This is a genomic window from Pantoea sp. X-Soil-TKNS-1211, assembly GCF_059730495.1.
Genome location: NZ_AP035953.1, coordinates 1,829,621 through 1,846,212, shown reverse-complemented (window position 1 = coordinate 1,846,212; position 16,592 = coordinate 1,829,621). Strand labels below are relative to the sequence as shown.

Here is a 16,592-nt window from a genome sequence, read left to right as displayed (position 1 = left end):
TCACTCCGCCATGCGGGTTTTCAGGTAATTGGCCAGATGCCAGACAGTGGTTTCGAGGTGACTCAAGCGTCCCGGACGGGCGAGTCGGGAACGGCTGCCACGCTGCTGCTCGGCGTTGATCCATTGGTCTTCATCAATAATCGCCAGGCTGCCCTGCTTCATCGCCTCTGCGGTCTGGGGGAAATCGTCCCGTGCAGCAGAATCCCGCGATACCAGCACCACGCGGTGCCAGCGGGTGGCGTGCGGCGAAACCGGCAGAATGGCGCTGATAGAGAGGCGATCCGGGTTCAGTGAGATCAAGCAGTTGGGAAACAGCAGCAGCAGCTCGCTATAACGCATCTGCTCGTCGGTCAGGCCGGTGAACGGCTCCAGACCTGTAGTGAGGATCTCGCTCAGTTCACCGTTTTTCCGCAGTGGCTGATGGCAGATGGTCCAGCCAGGCCCCTCGTCAATGATCGAGCTGAGACGACCGGGAAAACTGTCCTCCAGCGTCGTGCGGTGCACCGCCGCATGGTGGTAGCACTCCATAAAGGTCTCGATGGCCATTTTCCAGTTGTACGGACAGTCGTAATCCAGCGTGTAAGCGGTCACCAGATCGGCCACGTGATAGCGCTCAAAACGTTCGGTGAGCGGCGTCAGCCGGGGTGCCAGCGGTGCGGCATCGGCGTTGAAGGTGACAAAAATCATACCGAACACCACCTCATGACGGATCTTCGGCAGGCTGCACTGCTGGCGGTCAAAATCCTGCGCCTGATTCATCGACGGTGCACCGCTCAGCTTACCGTGGGTGTTATAGGTCCAGTTGTGGAACGGACAAATAAATGAGCGGCTGTTGCCGCTGCCGTGCGCGATCGGTGCCCAGCGGTGCAGACAGACGTTGGAGAACACCGCAATGCCTGCGTCGTTACGCAAAATCAATAACGGCTCGCCCACCACATCCAACGTAAAGAAATCATTCAGGTTAGCGATTTGCGACTCATGACCGACAAACAACCAGTCCTGGCGAAACACTTTGTCCTCTTCGAGACGGAAAAAACTGTCGCTGTTATAGGCTTCTGGTGGCAGGGTTTCTGAACGGCTGGCATCGTGACGTTGCTGCTCCAGCATGCGTTGCAGAATGCTGTCGCCGTCATCAAACACCACATCAATTTTCTCGCGATACATTTCACTCTCCTCTGGTGGTACGAAAGGTCAATGGACCAAGCTCTTGTTCCAGCAGCGGCACGACCCGCTCGCCAAACAGCGTCAGCGAACGACGCGCAGCGGCAATCGGCATATCACCAAACTGGAAGAAACAGTTGTAGTGGCTGGGACGGATAGCACGGATTTCCGCCAGCATACGTTCGGCGACGGTTTCGGCATCACCAATCATCAGGTTGTTACTCACCGTCTCCAGCGAAGGTTCATCCGCTAACGCTGCCGCGTGGATAAACGCCTGCTCGCTGACGCTGGTGTTCTCGCGCAGCGCAGCGATCATCCGCGCGACAAACAGCGCACGCTCCGCAGCGGCATGGGCCTGCTGGCGGTTGTCGCAGACGTGGATATATTGCTGGACCGCCACCGGCATCGCCGCGTTCAGGCCCGCCTGCTGCCAGCCAAGGCGCGCATCAGCCACCATCTGCTGCAACTTGTGGCTGCCGCGATAGCCCGCGGTAAAGAACGGGGTCGCCTGCCAGCGCTGAAACTGCGCAATCAGCTGTGGATTGGATGACGTGAGATAGAGCGGCGGCAGCGGTTTCTGCAAGGTGTCGAGCAGAAAATCGGTGCGCAGCGGCTGACCAAAACGATCGGGCGAGTGGGTATACCCCTGAGTCAGGGCATCGCTGATAAACTGCCAGTGCGTCAGCAGTTGCTGCCCACGGGTTTCCACATCCAACCCGTAGCGATCAAACTCCCACGCCTGATAACCGCTACCAATACCGAGCACCAGTCGCCCTTCGGTCAGGCGATCGACCAATGCAATCTCCTGCGCAATGCGCATCGGCTGATACAACGGCAGCACCACTACCGCCGTACCCAACCGGATGCGCCGGGCATAACCGGCCATATGCGCCACCAGCATCAGCGGCGATACGCTGAGTGAATAGTTGGTGAAGTGATGCTCGGCAAACCACGCGGTATCGAAGCCGATCTCTTCCGCCAGCAGCACCATGCTGCGCATATCCTCAATCACCCCCTGCACACCACGTGGGTTGTCTTTGTACGACATCAGGTTAAACAGACCGAGTTGCATCATTAGCCCCTTGTCCAGCGATAGTGATGTTCCACCCGTGCCTGCACCAGACTGAGTAAGGTGGTGGCAGCCAGATACCAGATACAGGCGACGATCAGCAGCGGGATGTTTTCGTAGGTACGTGAGTAGATCGCCTGTGCCGAGTAGAGCAAATCTGACAGCGATATCACGCTCACCAGTGAGGTGGTTTTCAACATGCCAATCACCTGGTTGCCGGTGGGTGGGATGATGAACGGAATGGCCTGCGGCAGGATCACCCGCTTCAGATACTGACCACGCGTCATGCCCAGCGCACGGGCCGCCTCCTGCTGGCCATCATCCACCGAGGAGATCCCGGCACGGATAATCTCTGCCATATAGGCCGATTCATTTAGCCCGAGACCGAGAATCGCCGCCGCCAGTGGGGTGATCAGATCGTTGGTGCTGCCACTCCACAAAGTAAACAGGCCGGGGATCCCCAGACTGACCTGCGGATAGAGCGCCGCGAGGTTGTACCAGAAAATCAGTTGCACCAGCACTGGCGTGCCACGAAAGAACCAGATCCAGCCACGGCTGAATCCCACTACTAGCGGGTTACTGGAGAGGCGCATCACCGCCAACAGTACGCTGAGGACGATCGCCAGCACCATGATCACCAGCGTCAGCCAGAAGGTGGTCCACAGACCGAGCAGGATGGTGGGTGAGAACAAGTATTTGCCCACTGTCGCCCAGGCGAAGTTCGGATTAGTGATCATTGAATGCGCCACCAGCACCAGCAACACCGCCAGCACCAGTGCGGAGATCCAGCGACCGGGATAGCGCTGTGCCACCACATGGCGGCTATGGTCCGCTGCTACACGCGAGGTATTCAGCGGGGAAGTCAGGGTTTTATCCGTCATCAGCGTTCTCTTCATCGTTTCAACCGGACAAATTTAATTAACTGATTAATTAAGATCTACAGTTTGCCTCAGCATCTGTCAATCACTCTGCACTCACCGCCTGTACACGAGCGAGAAAATCTCGGGTACGTGGATGGCGCGGTGCCGCGAAAAAGTGTTTAGATTCCGCGACTTCGATAATTGCGCCGTTGTCCATAAACGCCACACGATTGGCGACATCGCGCGCAAAACCCATTTCATGGGTGACGATCACCATCGTCATACCGTCACGTGCCAGATCGCGCATCACCGCCAGCACCTCCCCCACCAGTTCAGGATCGAGCGCGCTGGTGGGTTCATCAAACAGCATCAGCGAGGGCTTCATCGCCATGGCACGGGCAATCGCCACCCGCTGTTGCTGACCGCCAGACAATGCGGCCGGTCGCGAATGGTAGCGATGGCTGAGACCGACGCGATCCAGCAGCGCTTTGGCTTCCGCCATCGCCTGCGCGCGCGGCACTTTTTTCACCGTCATCGGCGCTTCCATCACGTTTTCCAGCGCCGTCATATGGCCGAACAGGTTAAAGCGCTGGAACACCATGCCAATATTGACGCGATTACGCGCCACCTCAGCCTCCTTCAGTTCATACAACTTTTCTCCCTGTAACCGGTAACCGACCATGCCGCCATTCACCCACAGCTCGCCACCGTCGATCTTTTCCAGATGATTGATACAACGTAGAAAAGTGGATTTACCGGAGCCGGAAGGTCCAATCAGACACACCACTTCACCCTGCTCGACACTGAGATCGACTCCTTTAAGGATCTCCACGCCGTGAAACGATTTGGTGACCTGTTGTGCCTCCACCATCAGCGTTTTACTCATCTCGTCTCCTGTTCGGTCATATACCAGGTATTCAGGCCACCGCTGTCGAGGATCAGCATCTGGCCGGTGAAAGAAGCCGTAGAGGCCAGAAACGCCACACTGCGTGCTACCTCATCACTACTTACCGGGCGTTGCAGCGGTAAACGCGCCACCTCTTGCGCCAGTAGTGGTTCCTGGGTGGCCCATTCACTGTCCGGATCACGGATTGGTCCCGGGCTGATGCCGCACACCCGAATACCGCGCGCTGCCCATTCAATCGACATTTGCGCGGTCAGATTCACCACTCCCGCCTTGGACGGGCCGAAGGCTCCGGCATTGGGGTAGCAGCGATGGGCAGATGCACCGGCAATATTGATGATCACGCCGCCCGGTGCCATGCGGCGCACCGTTTCGACACTCATCACAAAAGTACCGGTCAGTTGGGTATGCAGCACCTGTTGCCACTGCTCATCGCTCAACTCCAGCAGCGGCGCGGGCGCGGTGGCTCCGGCGTTATTAACCAGCAGGCAGGGTGCGCCGAGGGTGTTGACGACCTCGTCGATCACCCGCTGCACCGCCCGGCGATCGGTGATATCCACCTGCCAGAACGCCGCTCTGCTACCCTGTTCCTCAAGTTGACTCACCGCCTGTTGCGCGGCGTTGACATCGCTACGTACCAGTAACGCGATGGCATAGCCCTGCTGTGCCAATACCTGAGCCATCCGCAAACCGACACCGCGTGAGCCGCCGGTTATCAGCGCGGTTTTTACGCTGTGCATAAGTTTGCCTCTTCGGTTAATGCCTGATGACGTGCCAGCAGTGACGAGCCGCAGATATAGCCCCAGGTCAGATTCGGTCCCAACGTCGTCCCGGCACCCACCGCTTTGCTGCCAATCGGATTCGCCATCGCCGCCCCGGCACAATACAAACCCGCCAGTGGCTGACCATCACGATGCAGCACGTTGCCGCTGGCATCGGTACGCGGGCCACCTTTGGTGGCGAGAAAAGTGCGGTTGAACGGTATCGCGATAAACGGGGGGTGACGGATCGCCGTTAACCCGCCCTGCAAGCGACGGTCAGCTTTGCCGTGCGCAGCGCTGAGATGACGGGCAAAATCTTCATCAATACCCCGTTCGCAATTCTGGTTAAACCGCGCCACGCTGGTCTCCAGTGATCCGGTCGGCAACGTCAACTGCTGTTCCAACTGTGCCAGCGTCGTGGCCTGCCGCAGCCAGCCGGGGGTACGCCAGCGGTAATAACGCAGCAGCGGCGCACGGCGCAACAGGCGCGCATCGCTGATCAGCCATACCGGCAGATGACGTGGCAGCCCTTGAGCGTCGCGCGCGTCCAGCGCGGCACCGAGATTGAAAACAAATTCATTGGTGAAGCGCTGGCCGTGGCGATCGACCAGAATCGCGTTGGGTTCGTAATGGAAGAAGATCGACAATCCGCTCCACGGTAGGCCTGGCGCTGCGGGAATGCCGCCGCCCATATTGGCCTGATCCAGATGCGCCAGTTGCGCACCTACAGCTTCCGCCATGCGTTGACCATCACCGCTGTTGTCGCGGGGGCTGGCGATAAAGTCGTACGGACCGGGGAAATGCTGCTGGCGCCGCTGTGCATCCCACTCGAAACCGCCGCTGGCGATCACCACGCCACAACGTGCCGCGATCTCCCGTTCCTCACCCTGATGCCGGTAACGCACACCCGTAACCTGATGGCTGCCACGCATCAGTAAGCTCTGAACCGCCGCCTCGGTGATAAACTCGCAGCCTGCCGAGTGGCAGCCATCAAGTAAACCGGCCACCAGCGCCGCCCCTTTGGTCAATTCGCCACGCCACTGTCGCCGCAGCAGGCGCGGCAAAGCACGCAGATATGTCCGCACCGGCTGATGCCAGAGATCACTCGCCAGCAGTTCGTGATAGGAAAACAGACGTGGCAAGGGCGTGGGACGTAAGCGCCACGGACGTTGTGGTTGCAGTGGCTCAGGTGCCAGCATGCGCCCCTGTTGTTTGGCTCCCGGCAACGGCCACAACGGATCGCTCTCCGGCGTCAGGGCAAAACGCAGCGCGCTGTGCCGCTCGATAAACGCCAGCATCAACGGTGCCTGCTGCGCCTGCGCCTGCCAGAGCGCATCTTCGCTCACCTGCCAGCCATCGGGAGCGCTGGCACGCAGATAATCGAGCGCCTCCTGCGACGAATCGGCCAGCCCGGCTGCAACGGCGTGATGGTTGGCTGGCACCCAGGTAGCACCGCCGGACATCGCCGTGGTGCCCCCCAGCCAGGCGCTTTTTTCCAGCACCAACACCGACAAACCGTCGACAGCAGCCCGCAGTGCAGCGCTTAGCGCCGCACCACCGGAACCGATCACCAGCACATCATACTGGTGTCGCACACTCATAATGGCTGCGTGCTGGTGAGATTGATGCCGGGTTTATCCAGCTTCATCGCCTCCAGATCCCACTTCTCCATGATCTTGTCGTAGGTGCCGGTTTCGTGCAGCACATTGAGCGCCTTTAACAGTACCTCCGCCAGTTGCGTGTTCTCTTTTGCCACCACAATGCCGAGGTAATATTTCGGCATCAGCGGCATCTGCACGGTGCGAATCGGATGCGGCGCTTTTTGCTTGATGTCATCCACCGAGGCAGCATCATTCAGCACAAAATCCACCCGGCCAGAGTAGAGGCCGAGCAGCACCGCATCTGCCGACGGCAGCGTTACCTGCTCAATTGCTGGTTTGCCGTTTTTGGTGCAGTTCGGGGTGTAGATCTCACTGATGGCTTTTTCAAAATCGGTGCCGGTCTGAACCCCCACTTTCAGACCGCACAGGGTGAGCGGATCGTTGGTGATGGATTTCTCGGTCGCCAGCGTATACACCTCGCTGGTGGCGTAGGCGTAGTTGACGAATGACACCTGTTTTTCACGCTCGGCGCTATCGGAGATACACTCCATCGCCACGTCGTAGCGGCCACTCTTCACGCCAGGGATCAGTCCGGCAAAATCGATCGAGACCGGTTTGACTTTGACACCCAGCACCTGGCCGATGGCATCCCACAGGTCCGGTTCAAACCCGACCATGGTTTTATTATCTTCGGCGAAGGATTCGCATGGCGGGTAATGTGCATCGGTGACCAGATTGAGGGTTTTGCTGCTGCGGATTTTTTCGGGAAGCTGCGCATGCAGATCGGCATGCATTTTCAGTGGCGCATCGGCGGCCTGCGAGGAAAATTGCGTCAATGCAGAAACCAACAGCGATGCAGCAACAACCAGACTTTTCATTCTCATGCTTTTAACTCCAGTAGAAAGGCGCGATGCCTGAAGACCCTGATGATTTAAAAAAGCAAAAAAGGAAGACGGTGCGCAGGAATAATTGCAAGCGCTATGCCAGTTTTTAAATAACTGATTAATTAATTGCAAAGGCGCAGAGTAGAAGGGATAAGGCGCGAGACGGTATCTGATGCGGCCTCGCACGTTGAACAGAGAATCACCAATGGAGTGCAGAAAGTGAGCTGATGGTGCAAAAATGCATCATCCGTAGCGGCGCGATTTATCGCGCAATTTGGTGCGTGCTGGGGGGACAAAACGCGCGATAAATCGCGCCGCTACGGGAGCATGGGGAAAAGGCAGCGGGTGGCCCCGCTGCCCGCCAGATCAGAAGAAACCGAGTGGTTGAGTGCTGTAACTCACCAGCAGGTTTTTGGTTTGCTGATAATGATCGAGCATCATTTTGTGAGTTTCGCGGCCAATCCCCGATTTTTTGTAACCGCCAAACGCCGCATGCGCCGGGTAGAGGTGATAACAGTTGGTCCAGACACGACCCGCTTTAATCGCACGACCCATACGGTAGGCGCGGTTAATGTCGCGCGTCCAGACGCCGGCACCGAGACCATAAATCGAATCGTTGGCTAAGGCGATGGCTTCCGCTTCATCTTTGAAGGTCAGGATGCCGACCACCGGGCCAAAGATTTCTTCCTGGAACACCCGCATGCTGTTGCTGCCTTTCAGCAGCGTCGGCTGAATATAGTAGCCGCTGGCGAACTCTTCGCCGACACTCTCGATGCCACCGCCGTGCAACACCTCGGCCCCCTCGCGCTGGGCAATTTCCAGGTAAGAGAGGATTTTGTCGAACTGCTGCTGTGACGCCTGCGCACCGATCATGGTTTCGGTATCCAGTGGATTGCCACGTTTGATGGTTTTGATGCGTTTCATCACCGCCGCCATAAACGGCTCAAAAATGGATTCCTGCACCAGCGCACGTGACGGGCAGGTACAGACTTCGCCCTGATTAAGGAAGCCCAGCACCACCCCTTCCGCCGCTTTCTCAATAAAACTCTCTTCCGCCTGCATAATATCTTCAAAGAAAATATTGGGTGACTTGCCGCCCAGTTCGACGGTGGAAGGGATCAGGCTTTTCGCCGCCAGCTCAAGAATATGGCCGCCGGTCGCGGTTGAACCGGTAAAGGCAATTTTGGCGATGCCCGGATGTGAAGCCAATGCCTCACCGGCTTCTTTGCCGTAGCCATGCACCACATTGATTACCCCTGGCGGCACCAGGTCTTTGATTAAATCCAGGAACAGGGTAATGGACAGCGGCGTCTGCTCCGCCGGTTTCAGTACCACGCAGTTACCGGCCCCGAGCGCCGGAGCCAGTTTCCATGCCGCCATCAGCAACGGGAAGTTCCACGGGATAATCTGCCCGACCACCCCCAGCGGTTCATGGAAGTGGTAAGAGGCAGTAAATTCATCGATCTCCGAGGCAGTGCCTTCCTGCGCCCGTACGCAACCGGCGAAATAGCGGAAGTGGTCCACCGCCAGCGGCATATCCGCAGCGAGGGTCTCGCGTACCGGTTTACCGTTATCCCAGGTTTCGTTAACCGCCAGATATTCGAGGTTTTCCTCCAGCCGATCGGCGATTTTCAACAGTACCAGCGAGCGCGCCTGCGGTGAGGTTTTGCCCCAGGCATCCGCTGCGGCATGGGCAGCAGCAACCGCGTTATCGATGTCCTCACGATCGGAGCGCGGAAACTCACCGATCGACGAAGCATTAATCGGTGAGGTGTTGACGAAGTAGTTGCCGTTCACCGGTGCAACAAACTCACCGTTGATAAAGTTGCCATAACGTTGTTGTAGTTTGATCAGAGAACCTTGTTCTCCAGGTGCAGCGTAACGCATGATGTTTCTCCTTGCGGGACAGAGGTTGTATGTAACAACTGCGAAACCTGTTATTAACATTGATCGATCAATGACACGCTGTCAGATCTGCCGGTGGGAAACTGTGACATTGCGCGATAAATCGCGCCGCTGCGCTTAACGGCGAAATATCCGCTGCTGTTTCACACACGGAAAATTCCGACTTTTGCCAGTTACGCAGTAAAAAACGGAACATGTCTGATAAATAGGGTCAATATGAGGCAGGACACTAACCAGGAGAAAGAGATGTTGGCTTCAGCCCTGACGTTAATGCGCGCCAAAGCAAATTTTGTTCATCAGTTCATTCGCAACCCCCGCAAGATGGGTAGCATCACCCCTTCCTCCGCGGCGCTATGCCGGGCCATGACCGATGCGGTTAACTGGGATCGCAGCCTGCGTATTGCTGAGCTGGGTGCAGGCGATGGGGTACTGACACGGCAAATTCTGCAACGCATGTCGCCACAGGCCCAACTGGATGTGTTTGAAATCAGCCCGGAGCTGGTCAAGACGTTACGCGCGCTGAATGATGATCGTATGCAGGTGCGCGCCTGTTCGGCGGAATATTTGTCCGGTGAATATGATGCGATTTTTTCTGGCCTGCCGCTGCTGTCGCTGCCCGTTGATATGCGCGAAGCGATCCTGCAAGCCGTGCATGATGCACTGGGACCGCGTGGCGTGTTCGTGCAATTTCAGTACACCTCGCTCACGCAGCCCAGTTTGTCCCGTTATTTCACCTGGCAGCGCCAGCGGGTGTTAAAAAACGTGCCACCCGCCTGGGTGTATCGCTGCACCCGACATTACGCGCCCTGAGCCTGCACGCGCGGCTGCGGCCGCGTTTGTTGCCAGAAGCGATGCAGCAGTTCACGCGCCCAGTCCTCTCCCGCCAATTCACTCCCCTCATCAGCCACACCCGTCGGTAAACAAGCGGTCATAATGCCGTGAGTAAATTCCGGGTGAAATTGCACTGATAATGCCTGATCGGAGTAGCGCAGAATCTGGCAGCCATCCAGTTCGGAGGAAGCCAACACCCGCGCCTGTGCGGGCGGGGTAATCACCGACTGGCGATGGGACAGCCAGGCGTAGAAATCGCCAGGCAATGCAGCCAGCCAGGGATCATGCTCCGCCTGTGGATGGCGGGTCAGCGTTTTCAATCCCCGTTCCCAACCATTGGGGTTATCTGCAACTTTTCCGCCCAGCGCATAGGCCATCAGTTGGTGTCCGTAGCAAACCCCGAGCAGCGGCAACTCTGCTTCCAGCGCCGCGCGAATCCATGCCGCGGTACGCTCGCTCCAGTCCGCATGGTCAGTCACCATCGCCCAGGAACCGCTGAGGATCGCACCACTTACGCGGTCAAACGCGGGCAGCTCATCGCCGAGGTGCGGACGGATAATCACATAATCGGCGGGCTGAAGGGCCAGCGCCTCAATAAACCAAACGGGTTGTTCACCAATTTGCGCCACAACCGAGGGTGGCGGAACTTCAAGTTGGATCAGGGCAAGGGGTAAAGCGCGGGTCTGTGTCATTCCGAAGACTGTCCTCTGCAAGGTCACGTTTCGGAAAACCAGTCTGACAGTAATTGTCTGCAATGTCTTATGTTTTTCACGGTTAAGCTTTGATGGAAAATATTTTTGCTGCGCGGGCACCAACCTCACCGCTTCATGCCATCATTAGCCGGTGAGAACAGAATTTCCGTGAAGGATGACATTGTGGCTGTGCGGCATTTTTTTCTGGTCCTGCTGGTGGTTGCCATCTGGGCCTTCAACAACGTGGCGATAAAGTGGGGATTGCTGGAGCTTCCGCCGTTGTTTCTGACCTGGATGCGTTTTGTGGTGGTGGCGATGATCTTGATCCCCTTCTGCCGCATCACCCGTGAGCAACTACCTTGGCTAGTGGTGCTGGCCTTCACCTTTGGTTTTATGCATTTCTCGCTGCTGTTTGTCGGCATGCGCTACACTGATGCGGGCACCGGCGCGATAGTGGTGCAGCTCGGTACGCCGATTGCCATGCTGCTGGCAATGGTGGTGCTGAAAGAGAAGCTGCGTCTGGTGCAATTGCTGGGTATCGCGATTTCACTAAGTGGGGTGGTGGTACTCTCCGGTAGTCCGACCATTCCGGCCTGGTGGGTGCTGTGTATCCTGCTGTGCAGCGCCACCGGTTGGGCGGTGAGCAATATGATTGTGAAAAAATCGCCACCGATCAAACCTCTGACCCTGACCGGCTGGATTTCGTTTCTGGCCGTGCCGATTGTGGGAACCGCATCCTGGCTGACTGAATCGCAACAATTCTACGCGCTGGGCCATGCCGGTTGGCGCGGTTGGTTCGCGATTCTTTACAGCGCCCTCGCTTCATCGATTATCGCTTACACCCTGTGGTACGCGCTGTTGAAGAAGTACAACGTCAATCTGATCATGCCCTACTCACTGCTCACTCCAGTGCTGGCGGTGCTGATGGGCGTGGTGGTACTGGGCGATAGCATGAACAGTTTTAAAATTCTCGGCGCGTCACTGGTGGTGCTGGGCACGGCAATTGCGGTGATTAACCTGCGCAATCTGCGGATGCATGCGCGTTTTCCCCGCCTGCGACGCCGCTAAGATCCGCGCGCAATCAACCCGGAGGCTTCGCATGGATTACTCCCTCGCTGCCACACTCTGGCAACAAATGTGGTCAGGATTACGTGGCCCAGGCGACACCCCGCCGCCACTGACCTTTTCCCAGCCCGACACCTTCCCCTGCGCCTACGCCGTCAGCGAACTGGCGGCCACCAGCATTGGGCTGGCGACCCAGGCGCTGAGCGAGCTGCTGGAGCGCCCGGCCCCGGTAAACGTCAATGTTCGCCTGGCCTCGCGCTGGTTCCAGCACAGTTTTATGCCGCTTAATCGCCCTCCGGCAGCGCTGTGGGATCCATTCGCTGGCGACTATGCAACGCGCGATGGCTGGATTCGTCTGCATACCAACGCCTCACATCACCGCCAGGCAATGGAAAAGGTCCTTGGCGTTTATCCCGATCGTGCGGCACTGGCGGCTGAGGTACAGAACTGGTCAGCAGAGATGCTGGAGCAGGCGGTGGTCGATGCCGGTGGTTGCGCGTCGCAGATGCGCAGCGTTGCGCAGTGGCAGCAGCATCCACAAGGGATCGCCGTAAGCCAGGAACCGTTGTTCGCGCAACAGGCCACTGCTGCCGGGGCAATTCCCGCCTGGCCGCTGAGCGTAGCACGCCCCTTGCGGGGCATCCGTGTGCTGGATCTGACACGCATCATCGCTGGCCCGGTCGCTACCCGTTTTCTCGCCAGCCTTGGTGCCGAGGTGCTGCGTATCGATCCACCTGGCTGGCAGGAACCCACGCTGGAAGAGGAGATCACCAGCGGCAAACGCTGTGCACGGTTGGATCTAAAAAACGCTGCCGGACTGGCACAGCTGCGTGATTTGCTCAGTCAGGCAGATGTGCTGGTGCACGGGTATCGCGCCGACGCGCTGGAGAAGCTCGGACTGGATGCCAACACCCGCCAGCAGCTCGCGCCGGGCCTGGTGGATGTTAGCCTGAATGCCTGGGGCTGGAGTGGCCCGTGGCGTAACCGCCGTGGGTTCGACAGTCTGGTGCAGATGGGCTGCGGCATTGCGCATCAGGGAATGGCGTGGAGCGGCAGCGCCAAACCCACACCTTTGCCTGTGCAGGCGCTGGATCACGCCACCGGCTATATGCTGGCGGCGGCAGTGCTGGAAGGATTGCGTCAGCGCCGCCTGCATGGCACGGGTTGGCAGGCACGTCTGTCGCTGGCGCGCACTGCCCTACTGCTGCAGCAGCACGGTTTTGCCCCCGCAGGCACGCAGAGCGGGATCACACCACATCCTGATGATGTGCAGCCTGCGCTGGAGGTAACCCATTGGGGGATTGGTGCACGACTGCGCGCGGCATCTTACCTGCCCGGCACACCACAGTTGTGCGCCACGCCAGGCGTGCCGCTCGGCAGCAGCGCAGCAGGCTGGTAAGTTACTCCGCGTCGCCTTCTTCTTCCGCCAGCTCGTCACGCATCGCCTGAATCGCTTCGCGGCTCAGCATCGCCAGCGTACGGTAAAACGCGGTGCTGGCGTGCGCTTCCACTTTGCCGAGGAAGGTGCCGCACCACGGCAGCAGGTAATCATCAAACAACGCGATCTGTGCCGCCGACTCATCTTCTGCCGACTGATCTTCCAGCCAGGATGCCGCCAGCAGCAGTACACCAAAATGATCGGCAGGTGCATCACTCAGCGGCATGCCGCGCGAGCTAAGAAAGGCGCGCACGTCCGCTTCCGTGGCACCCTTCGGCCACTGCGAGGCATAGGGCGGCACGCTGCAATCGCTACCGACAAATAACGCGTTGTAGTCAGTAGCCAGCGCCTGCGGATCGCCGTTCTGCTGCAACCGGTTTAGCAGCTCATCCTGCTCCAGAGGCCATTGTGCCTGTAATTTACCCTCACGCAGCAGGGTGAACAGCGGCACCAGCAGCGGGTCCTGCGGCTGACGGTTGAACAGCGAGCCGATGACACGGCAGAGAATGGAAAACTCATTCATGCAACAGAATTCCTTGAGGCAAAAAAGTTTAAAAATCCGCCAGTTCGGCAATATGTTTGCCGGTACGCTGTTCGAGAAAATCGAGCAGGCGGCGCGGCGTGACATTTAACACGCGATCTTCCGGAAAATCCACTTCACACCTGTCATGTTCCGAAACAGCCAAGTTTAGCCAACAAACGGTTCCGAAGTCAGTCATTTTCCTGGTGATTAGATATCAATAAAAAAATTGTCATTAATAAGATAAAAAGCTTATTATCTAATCATCCCTGTCGGGATATGTTCTTAAGGAATTGGGGGCATAATGGTTGAAGTGATTTGGTCGAAGTATGCATTGAAGCAGCTCACCAAAATCGATAGCCGTTACCAGAAAGCCATCAAAGAAAAGACCAATCAGTTAGTATCCTTCCCTGCGGTGCCGCTTGATATCAAGCGGTTGCAGGATCGCAACAGCCAGTACAGATTGCGTGTTGGGGATTACAGGATAATCTTTGAATTGATTAATGGTGAACCGGTAGTGATAACGATTCAGGAAGTGAAACGCAGAACCACCAGAACCTACTGATACAAGGCGGGGCAACCCGCCGCTATGCTCCATGACATTTACTACGACGTGTGGCAACCCGGATAAACTATGTCAAAACAGTACATCTATGATGAAGCAGGAAAACCACAATTCGTTGTACTGCCTGTTTCAGAATACGAAAAACTTCTCGCGGACGCTGAAGGCGAATGGGAGTCCATACCCATCGTTGCTGGCGAAGCGGATGATGAAACCATCCCAAACGATGTTGTGAACATCATGATCGATCAGGACATCAGTTTGCAGGCTGCATGGCGTGTTCATAGCGGCCTTTCACAATATGATGTGGCTGAAAAACTGGGCACGACGCAAAGTGCGATTTCTCAGCTGGAACGGAAAGAGAGTAAACCCCAGAAGAAAACCAGAGAGCGGCTGGCAAAACTCTACGGATGCCGCCCGGAACAATTAGTGCTTTAAAGCCAAAAGGCCACCTTTGCCGGGTGGCCTGCCCTTACATGCCATCACGTCCGCTAAGGCAAAAAAGTTTAAAAATCCGCCAGTTCGGCAATATGTTTGCCGGTACGCTGTTCGAGAAAATCGAGCAGGCGGCGCGGCGTGACATTTAACACGCGATCTTCCGGAAAATCCACCTCACGGGCGATGCGCAGGCAATGTTCAAAGTTACCGAGTGTAAACGCCGTGTGGGAGTCCGAGCCAAACGCCAGACGCCCACCGGCATCACGGACCGCTTCGGCGATCGCGCGACAGTTAGGTTCGCTGCCCGGACGGGAATGGGTGAACGACGAGTTGTTAAGCTCCAGCGCCACATCATAATGGGCTGCCGCTTCCGCAATCGCACGGATATCCACCGGGAATTTCGGGTTGCCGGGATGGCTGATGATATGCACCCGGCCGCCCGCCATCGTGGCGATCATCGCTTCAGTGTGATGTGTTTTGTCGCGCGGGGCATACACCGGCTCATGAAAACCGGCGACGATCAGATCCAGCGCATCCAGCATCGGGCCGCTGCAATCAATCTCGCCCTGCTGGTTTTTGATATTGGCTTCAATACCACGCAGTACGCCAACACCATCGATGACACGCGGCCAGATACGCATGTTAACAAAGTGCCAGTAGTGTGGTGCATCGGCCATATCCGGGCCATGATCGGTAATCGCAAACAGCTTCAAACCATTTTGTTTGGCCTGAGCTACATAGTCATGCAACGTACTATAGGCATGGGTACTGGCAACGGTATGCATATGTAAATCAACGGGATACATCGGATTCTCCTGACAGGCCGCCCGCAATGTGCAGGCAGCAACGTAAATTAATAACCGCGCTGACGATCCACCCGTCCGGAGGGTTGTTGCCCCTGCTCCAGCTCAAGTATGGCACCGGCAATATAATCCATCGCCTCAGACGGTAAGGTGATGGCCGCATTATGTGGCGTGATTGTGACATGCGGATGAGACCAGAGCGGATGATGCGCCGGTAGCGGCTCGGTCTGGAACACATCCAGGGCTGCCGCCGCCAGTTGACCGCTGTTCAGTGCCGCCAGCAAATCGTCTTCTACCACATGGGCACCCCGCGCAATATTGAGGAAATACGCCTCTTGCGGCAGGCCTCCGAGCAACTGGCGATCAATCAGGTTGGTGGTTTCGGCTGTAGTGGGTAGCAGGTCAATCAACACCTGGGTGCCATCGAGAAACGCGGACAGTTGGTCGCGTCCATGGAAAGTGGTCACCCCGTCGAGGGTTTTCGCTGAACGGCTCCAGCAACGCACCGGAAAGTCCCACTGGAGCAGGCTCTGCGCCACGCTGCTGCCCAACACGCCTGCGCCAAGGATCCCAATGGTGAAATTTTCGCGCGTGTGCGGTTTGAGCTGCTGCCAGTGCGCCTGTTGCTGCTGGCGCTGATAGTCGGCGAAACGACGGAACCAGCCGAGCACGCACCAGGTGGCATATTCCTGCATCTGACGTGCCATGCCGGTGTCTTCCAGCCGGAACAGCGGCACGTCAGCCGCCAGCATTTCCGGATGCTGGCGCAGCTGCTGCAAAATCTCGTCCACGCCTGCACCCATCGCAAACACGCCTTTTAACGCACGTCCACGCAGCATCTCCACCGGCGGTGAACGCACCACGGCATAATCCGCCGGTGCACTATCGCCGGGCTGCCAGCGACGTACCTGCGCCTGCGGCAAGCGCTGACGTAACCCGCTGAGCCAGCTCTCGGGGTCCATCGACGGGTGATACCAGATAATCTCCATACTGCTCTCCTTTTTTTCTTTCAGCCTCAGGGAAATAGCGCCGCAGGGCAAGCAAAAACCTTAGCGCGAATGCAATTTCTTCCGTGATTAATTCCGGGTGCTTCACATT

The 16,592-nt window shown here is 57.4% G+C and carries 17 protein-coding genes and 1 pseudogene; 5 read left to right on the top strand and 13 right to left on the bottom strand.

Annotated elements, in window-relative coordinates:
* The 8 genes from AC6I8W_RS08890 to exaC all read right to left on the bottom strand — a co-directional run bounded on the left by AC6I8W_RS08890 (position 1) and on the right by exaC (position 9,127).
* On the bottom strand, positions 1 to 1,164 hold the full coding sequence (locus AC6I8W_RS08890; protein WP_497837840.1) for an aromatic ring-hydroxylating oxygenase subunit alpha: 1,164 nt from the start codon (positions 1,162 to 1,164) through the stop codon (positions 1 to 3).
* A 1-nt stretch (position 1,165) separates the two neighbouring features.
* Complete coding sequence (locus AC6I8W_RS08885; protein WP_497837839.1) at positions 1,166 to 2,236, bottom strand: LLM class flavin-dependent oxidoreductase; 1,071 nt, start codon at positions 2,234 to 2,236, stop codon at positions 1,166 to 1,168.
* Positions 2,236 to 3,126, bottom strand: a complete 891-nt coding sequence (locus tag AC6I8W_RS08880) for an amino acid ABC transporter permease (protein ID WP_497837838.1) — start codon at positions 3,124 to 3,126, stop codon at positions 2,236 to 2,238. The genes AC6I8W_RS08885 and AC6I8W_RS08880 overlap by 1 nt, the downstream gene beginning before the upstream one ends.
* 67 nt (positions 3,127 to 3,193) lie before the next feature.
* Positions 3,194 to 3,976 (bottom strand): amino acid ABC transporter ATP-binding protein, encoded by a 783-nt coding sequence (locus AC6I8W_RS08875; protein ID WP_497837837.1) that lies wholly within the window; start codon positions 3,974 to 3,976, stop codon positions 3,194 to 3,196.
* Positions 3,973 to 4,734: an SDR family NAD(P)-dependent oxidoreductase gene (locus AC6I8W_RS08870; protein ID WP_497837836.1), complete on the bottom strand. Its 762-nt coding sequence runs from the start codon at positions 4,732 to 4,734 to the stop codon at positions 3,973 to 3,975. The genes AC6I8W_RS08875 and AC6I8W_RS08870 overlap by 4 nt, the downstream gene beginning before the upstream one ends.
* Entirely contained in the window at positions 4,722 to 6,356 is a 1,635-nt protein-coding gene (locus tag AC6I8W_RS08865; protein ID WP_497837835.1) for an FAD-dependent oxidoreductase, read from the bottom strand. Before AC6I8W_RS08865 ends, AC6I8W_RS08870 begins: the two co-directional genes overlap by 13 nt.
* Positions 6,353 to 7,240 (bottom strand): ABC transporter substrate-binding protein, encoded by an 888-nt coding sequence (locus AC6I8W_RS08860; RefSeq protein WP_497837834.1) that lies wholly within the window; start codon positions 7,238 to 7,240, stop codon positions 6,353 to 6,355. The genes AC6I8W_RS08865 and AC6I8W_RS08860 overlap by 4 nt, the downstream gene beginning before the upstream one ends.
* A 366-nt stretch (positions 7,241 to 7,606) precedes the next feature.
* The gene (gene exaC, locus AC6I8W_RS08855) at positions 7,607 to 9,127 is read right to left on the bottom strand and encodes an acetaldehyde dehydrogenase ExaC (RefSeq protein WP_497837833.1); all 1,521 of its coding nucleotides are present in this window, start codon (positions 9,125 to 9,127) and stop codon (positions 7,607 to 7,609) included.
* Between the two features lie 264 nt (positions 9,128 to 9,391).
* Between exaC and AC6I8W_RS08850 the strand changes: the two genes are divergently transcribed.
* On the top strand, positions 9,392 to 9,955 hold the full coding sequence (locus tag AC6I8W_RS08850) for a class I SAM-dependent methyltransferase (protein WP_497837832.1): 564 nt from the start codon (positions 9,392 to 9,394) through the stop codon (positions 9,953 to 9,955).
* On the opposite strand, the gene AC6I8W_RS08845 is transcribed toward AC6I8W_RS08850, so the two are convergent.
* Positions 9,943 to 10,668: a glutamine amidotransferase gene (locus AC6I8W_RS08845; protein ID WP_497837831.1), complete on the bottom strand. Its 726-nt coding sequence runs from the start codon at positions 10,666 to 10,668 to the stop codon at positions 9,943 to 9,945. The genes AC6I8W_RS08850 and AC6I8W_RS08845 overlap by 13 nt on opposite strands.
* Before the next feature lie 183 nt (positions 10,669 to 10,851).
* On the opposite strand from AC6I8W_RS08845, the gene AC6I8W_RS08840 reads away from it, so the two are divergent.
* Together AC6I8W_RS08840 and AC6I8W_RS08835 are read left to right on the top strand one after the other, a co-directional pair.
* On the top strand, positions 10,852 to 11,736 hold the full coding sequence (locus tag AC6I8W_RS08840) for a DMT family transporter (protein ID WP_497837830.1): 885 nt from the start codon (positions 10,852 to 10,854) through the stop codon (positions 11,734 to 11,736).
* 31 nt (positions 11,737 to 11,767) lie between these two features.
* On the top strand, positions 11,768 to 13,132 hold the full coding sequence (locus AC6I8W_RS08835) for a CoA transferase (protein ID WP_497837829.1): 1,365 nt from the start codon (positions 11,768 to 11,770) through the stop codon (positions 13,130 to 13,132).
* A 1-nt stretch (position 13,133) separates the two neighbouring features.
* Here AC6I8W_RS08835 and AC6I8W_RS08830 read toward each other — a convergent pair whose 3' ends face one another.
* On the bottom strand, positions 13,134 to 13,694 hold the full coding sequence (locus AC6I8W_RS08830; RefSeq protein ID WP_497837828.1) for a TorD/DmsD family molecular chaperone: 561 nt from the start codon (positions 13,692 to 13,694) through the stop codon (positions 13,134 to 13,136).
* Positions 13,695 to 13,722: 28 nt separating this feature from the next.
* Positions 13,723 to 13,830, bottom strand: a pseudogene (locus AC6I8W_RS08825) (phosphatase); the annotation flags it as partial.
* 165 nt (positions 13,831 to 13,995) lie between these two features.
* On the opposite strand from AC6I8W_RS08825, the gene AC6I8W_RS08820 reads away from it, so the two are divergent.
* Together AC6I8W_RS08820 and AC6I8W_RS08815 are read left to right on the top strand one after the other, a co-directional pair.
* Positions 13,996 to 14,256 carry a type II toxin-antitoxin system RelE family toxin gene (locus AC6I8W_RS08820; protein WP_497837827.1) on the top strand — a complete coding sequence of 87 codons (261 nt, stop codon included), beginning with the start codon at positions 13,996 to 13,998 and terminating at the stop codon, positions 14,254 to 14,256.
* A 69-nt stretch (positions 14,257 to 14,325) separates the two neighbouring features.
* Positions 14,326 to 14,691 (top strand): helix-turn-helix domain-containing protein, encoded by a 366-nt coding sequence (locus tag AC6I8W_RS08815; protein ID WP_497837826.1) that lies wholly within the window; start codon positions 14,326 to 14,328, stop codon positions 14,689 to 14,691.
* A gap of 68 nt (positions 14,692 to 14,759) precedes the next feature.
* On the opposite strand, the gene AC6I8W_RS08810 is transcribed toward AC6I8W_RS08815, so the two are convergent.
* On the bottom strand, positions 14,760 to 15,497 hold the full coding sequence (locus tag AC6I8W_RS08810; RefSeq protein WP_497837825.1) for a phosphatase: 738 nt from the start codon (positions 15,495 to 15,497) through the stop codon (positions 14,760 to 14,762).
* A 47-nt stretch (positions 15,498 to 15,544) separates the two neighbouring features.
* Entirely contained in the window at positions 15,545 to 16,483 is a 939-nt protein-coding gene (gene ghrA, locus AC6I8W_RS08805) for a glyoxylate/hydroxypyruvate reductase GhrA (protein WP_497837824.1), read from the bottom strand.
* Between the last annotated feature and the right edge of the window lie 109 nt (positions 16,484 to 16,592).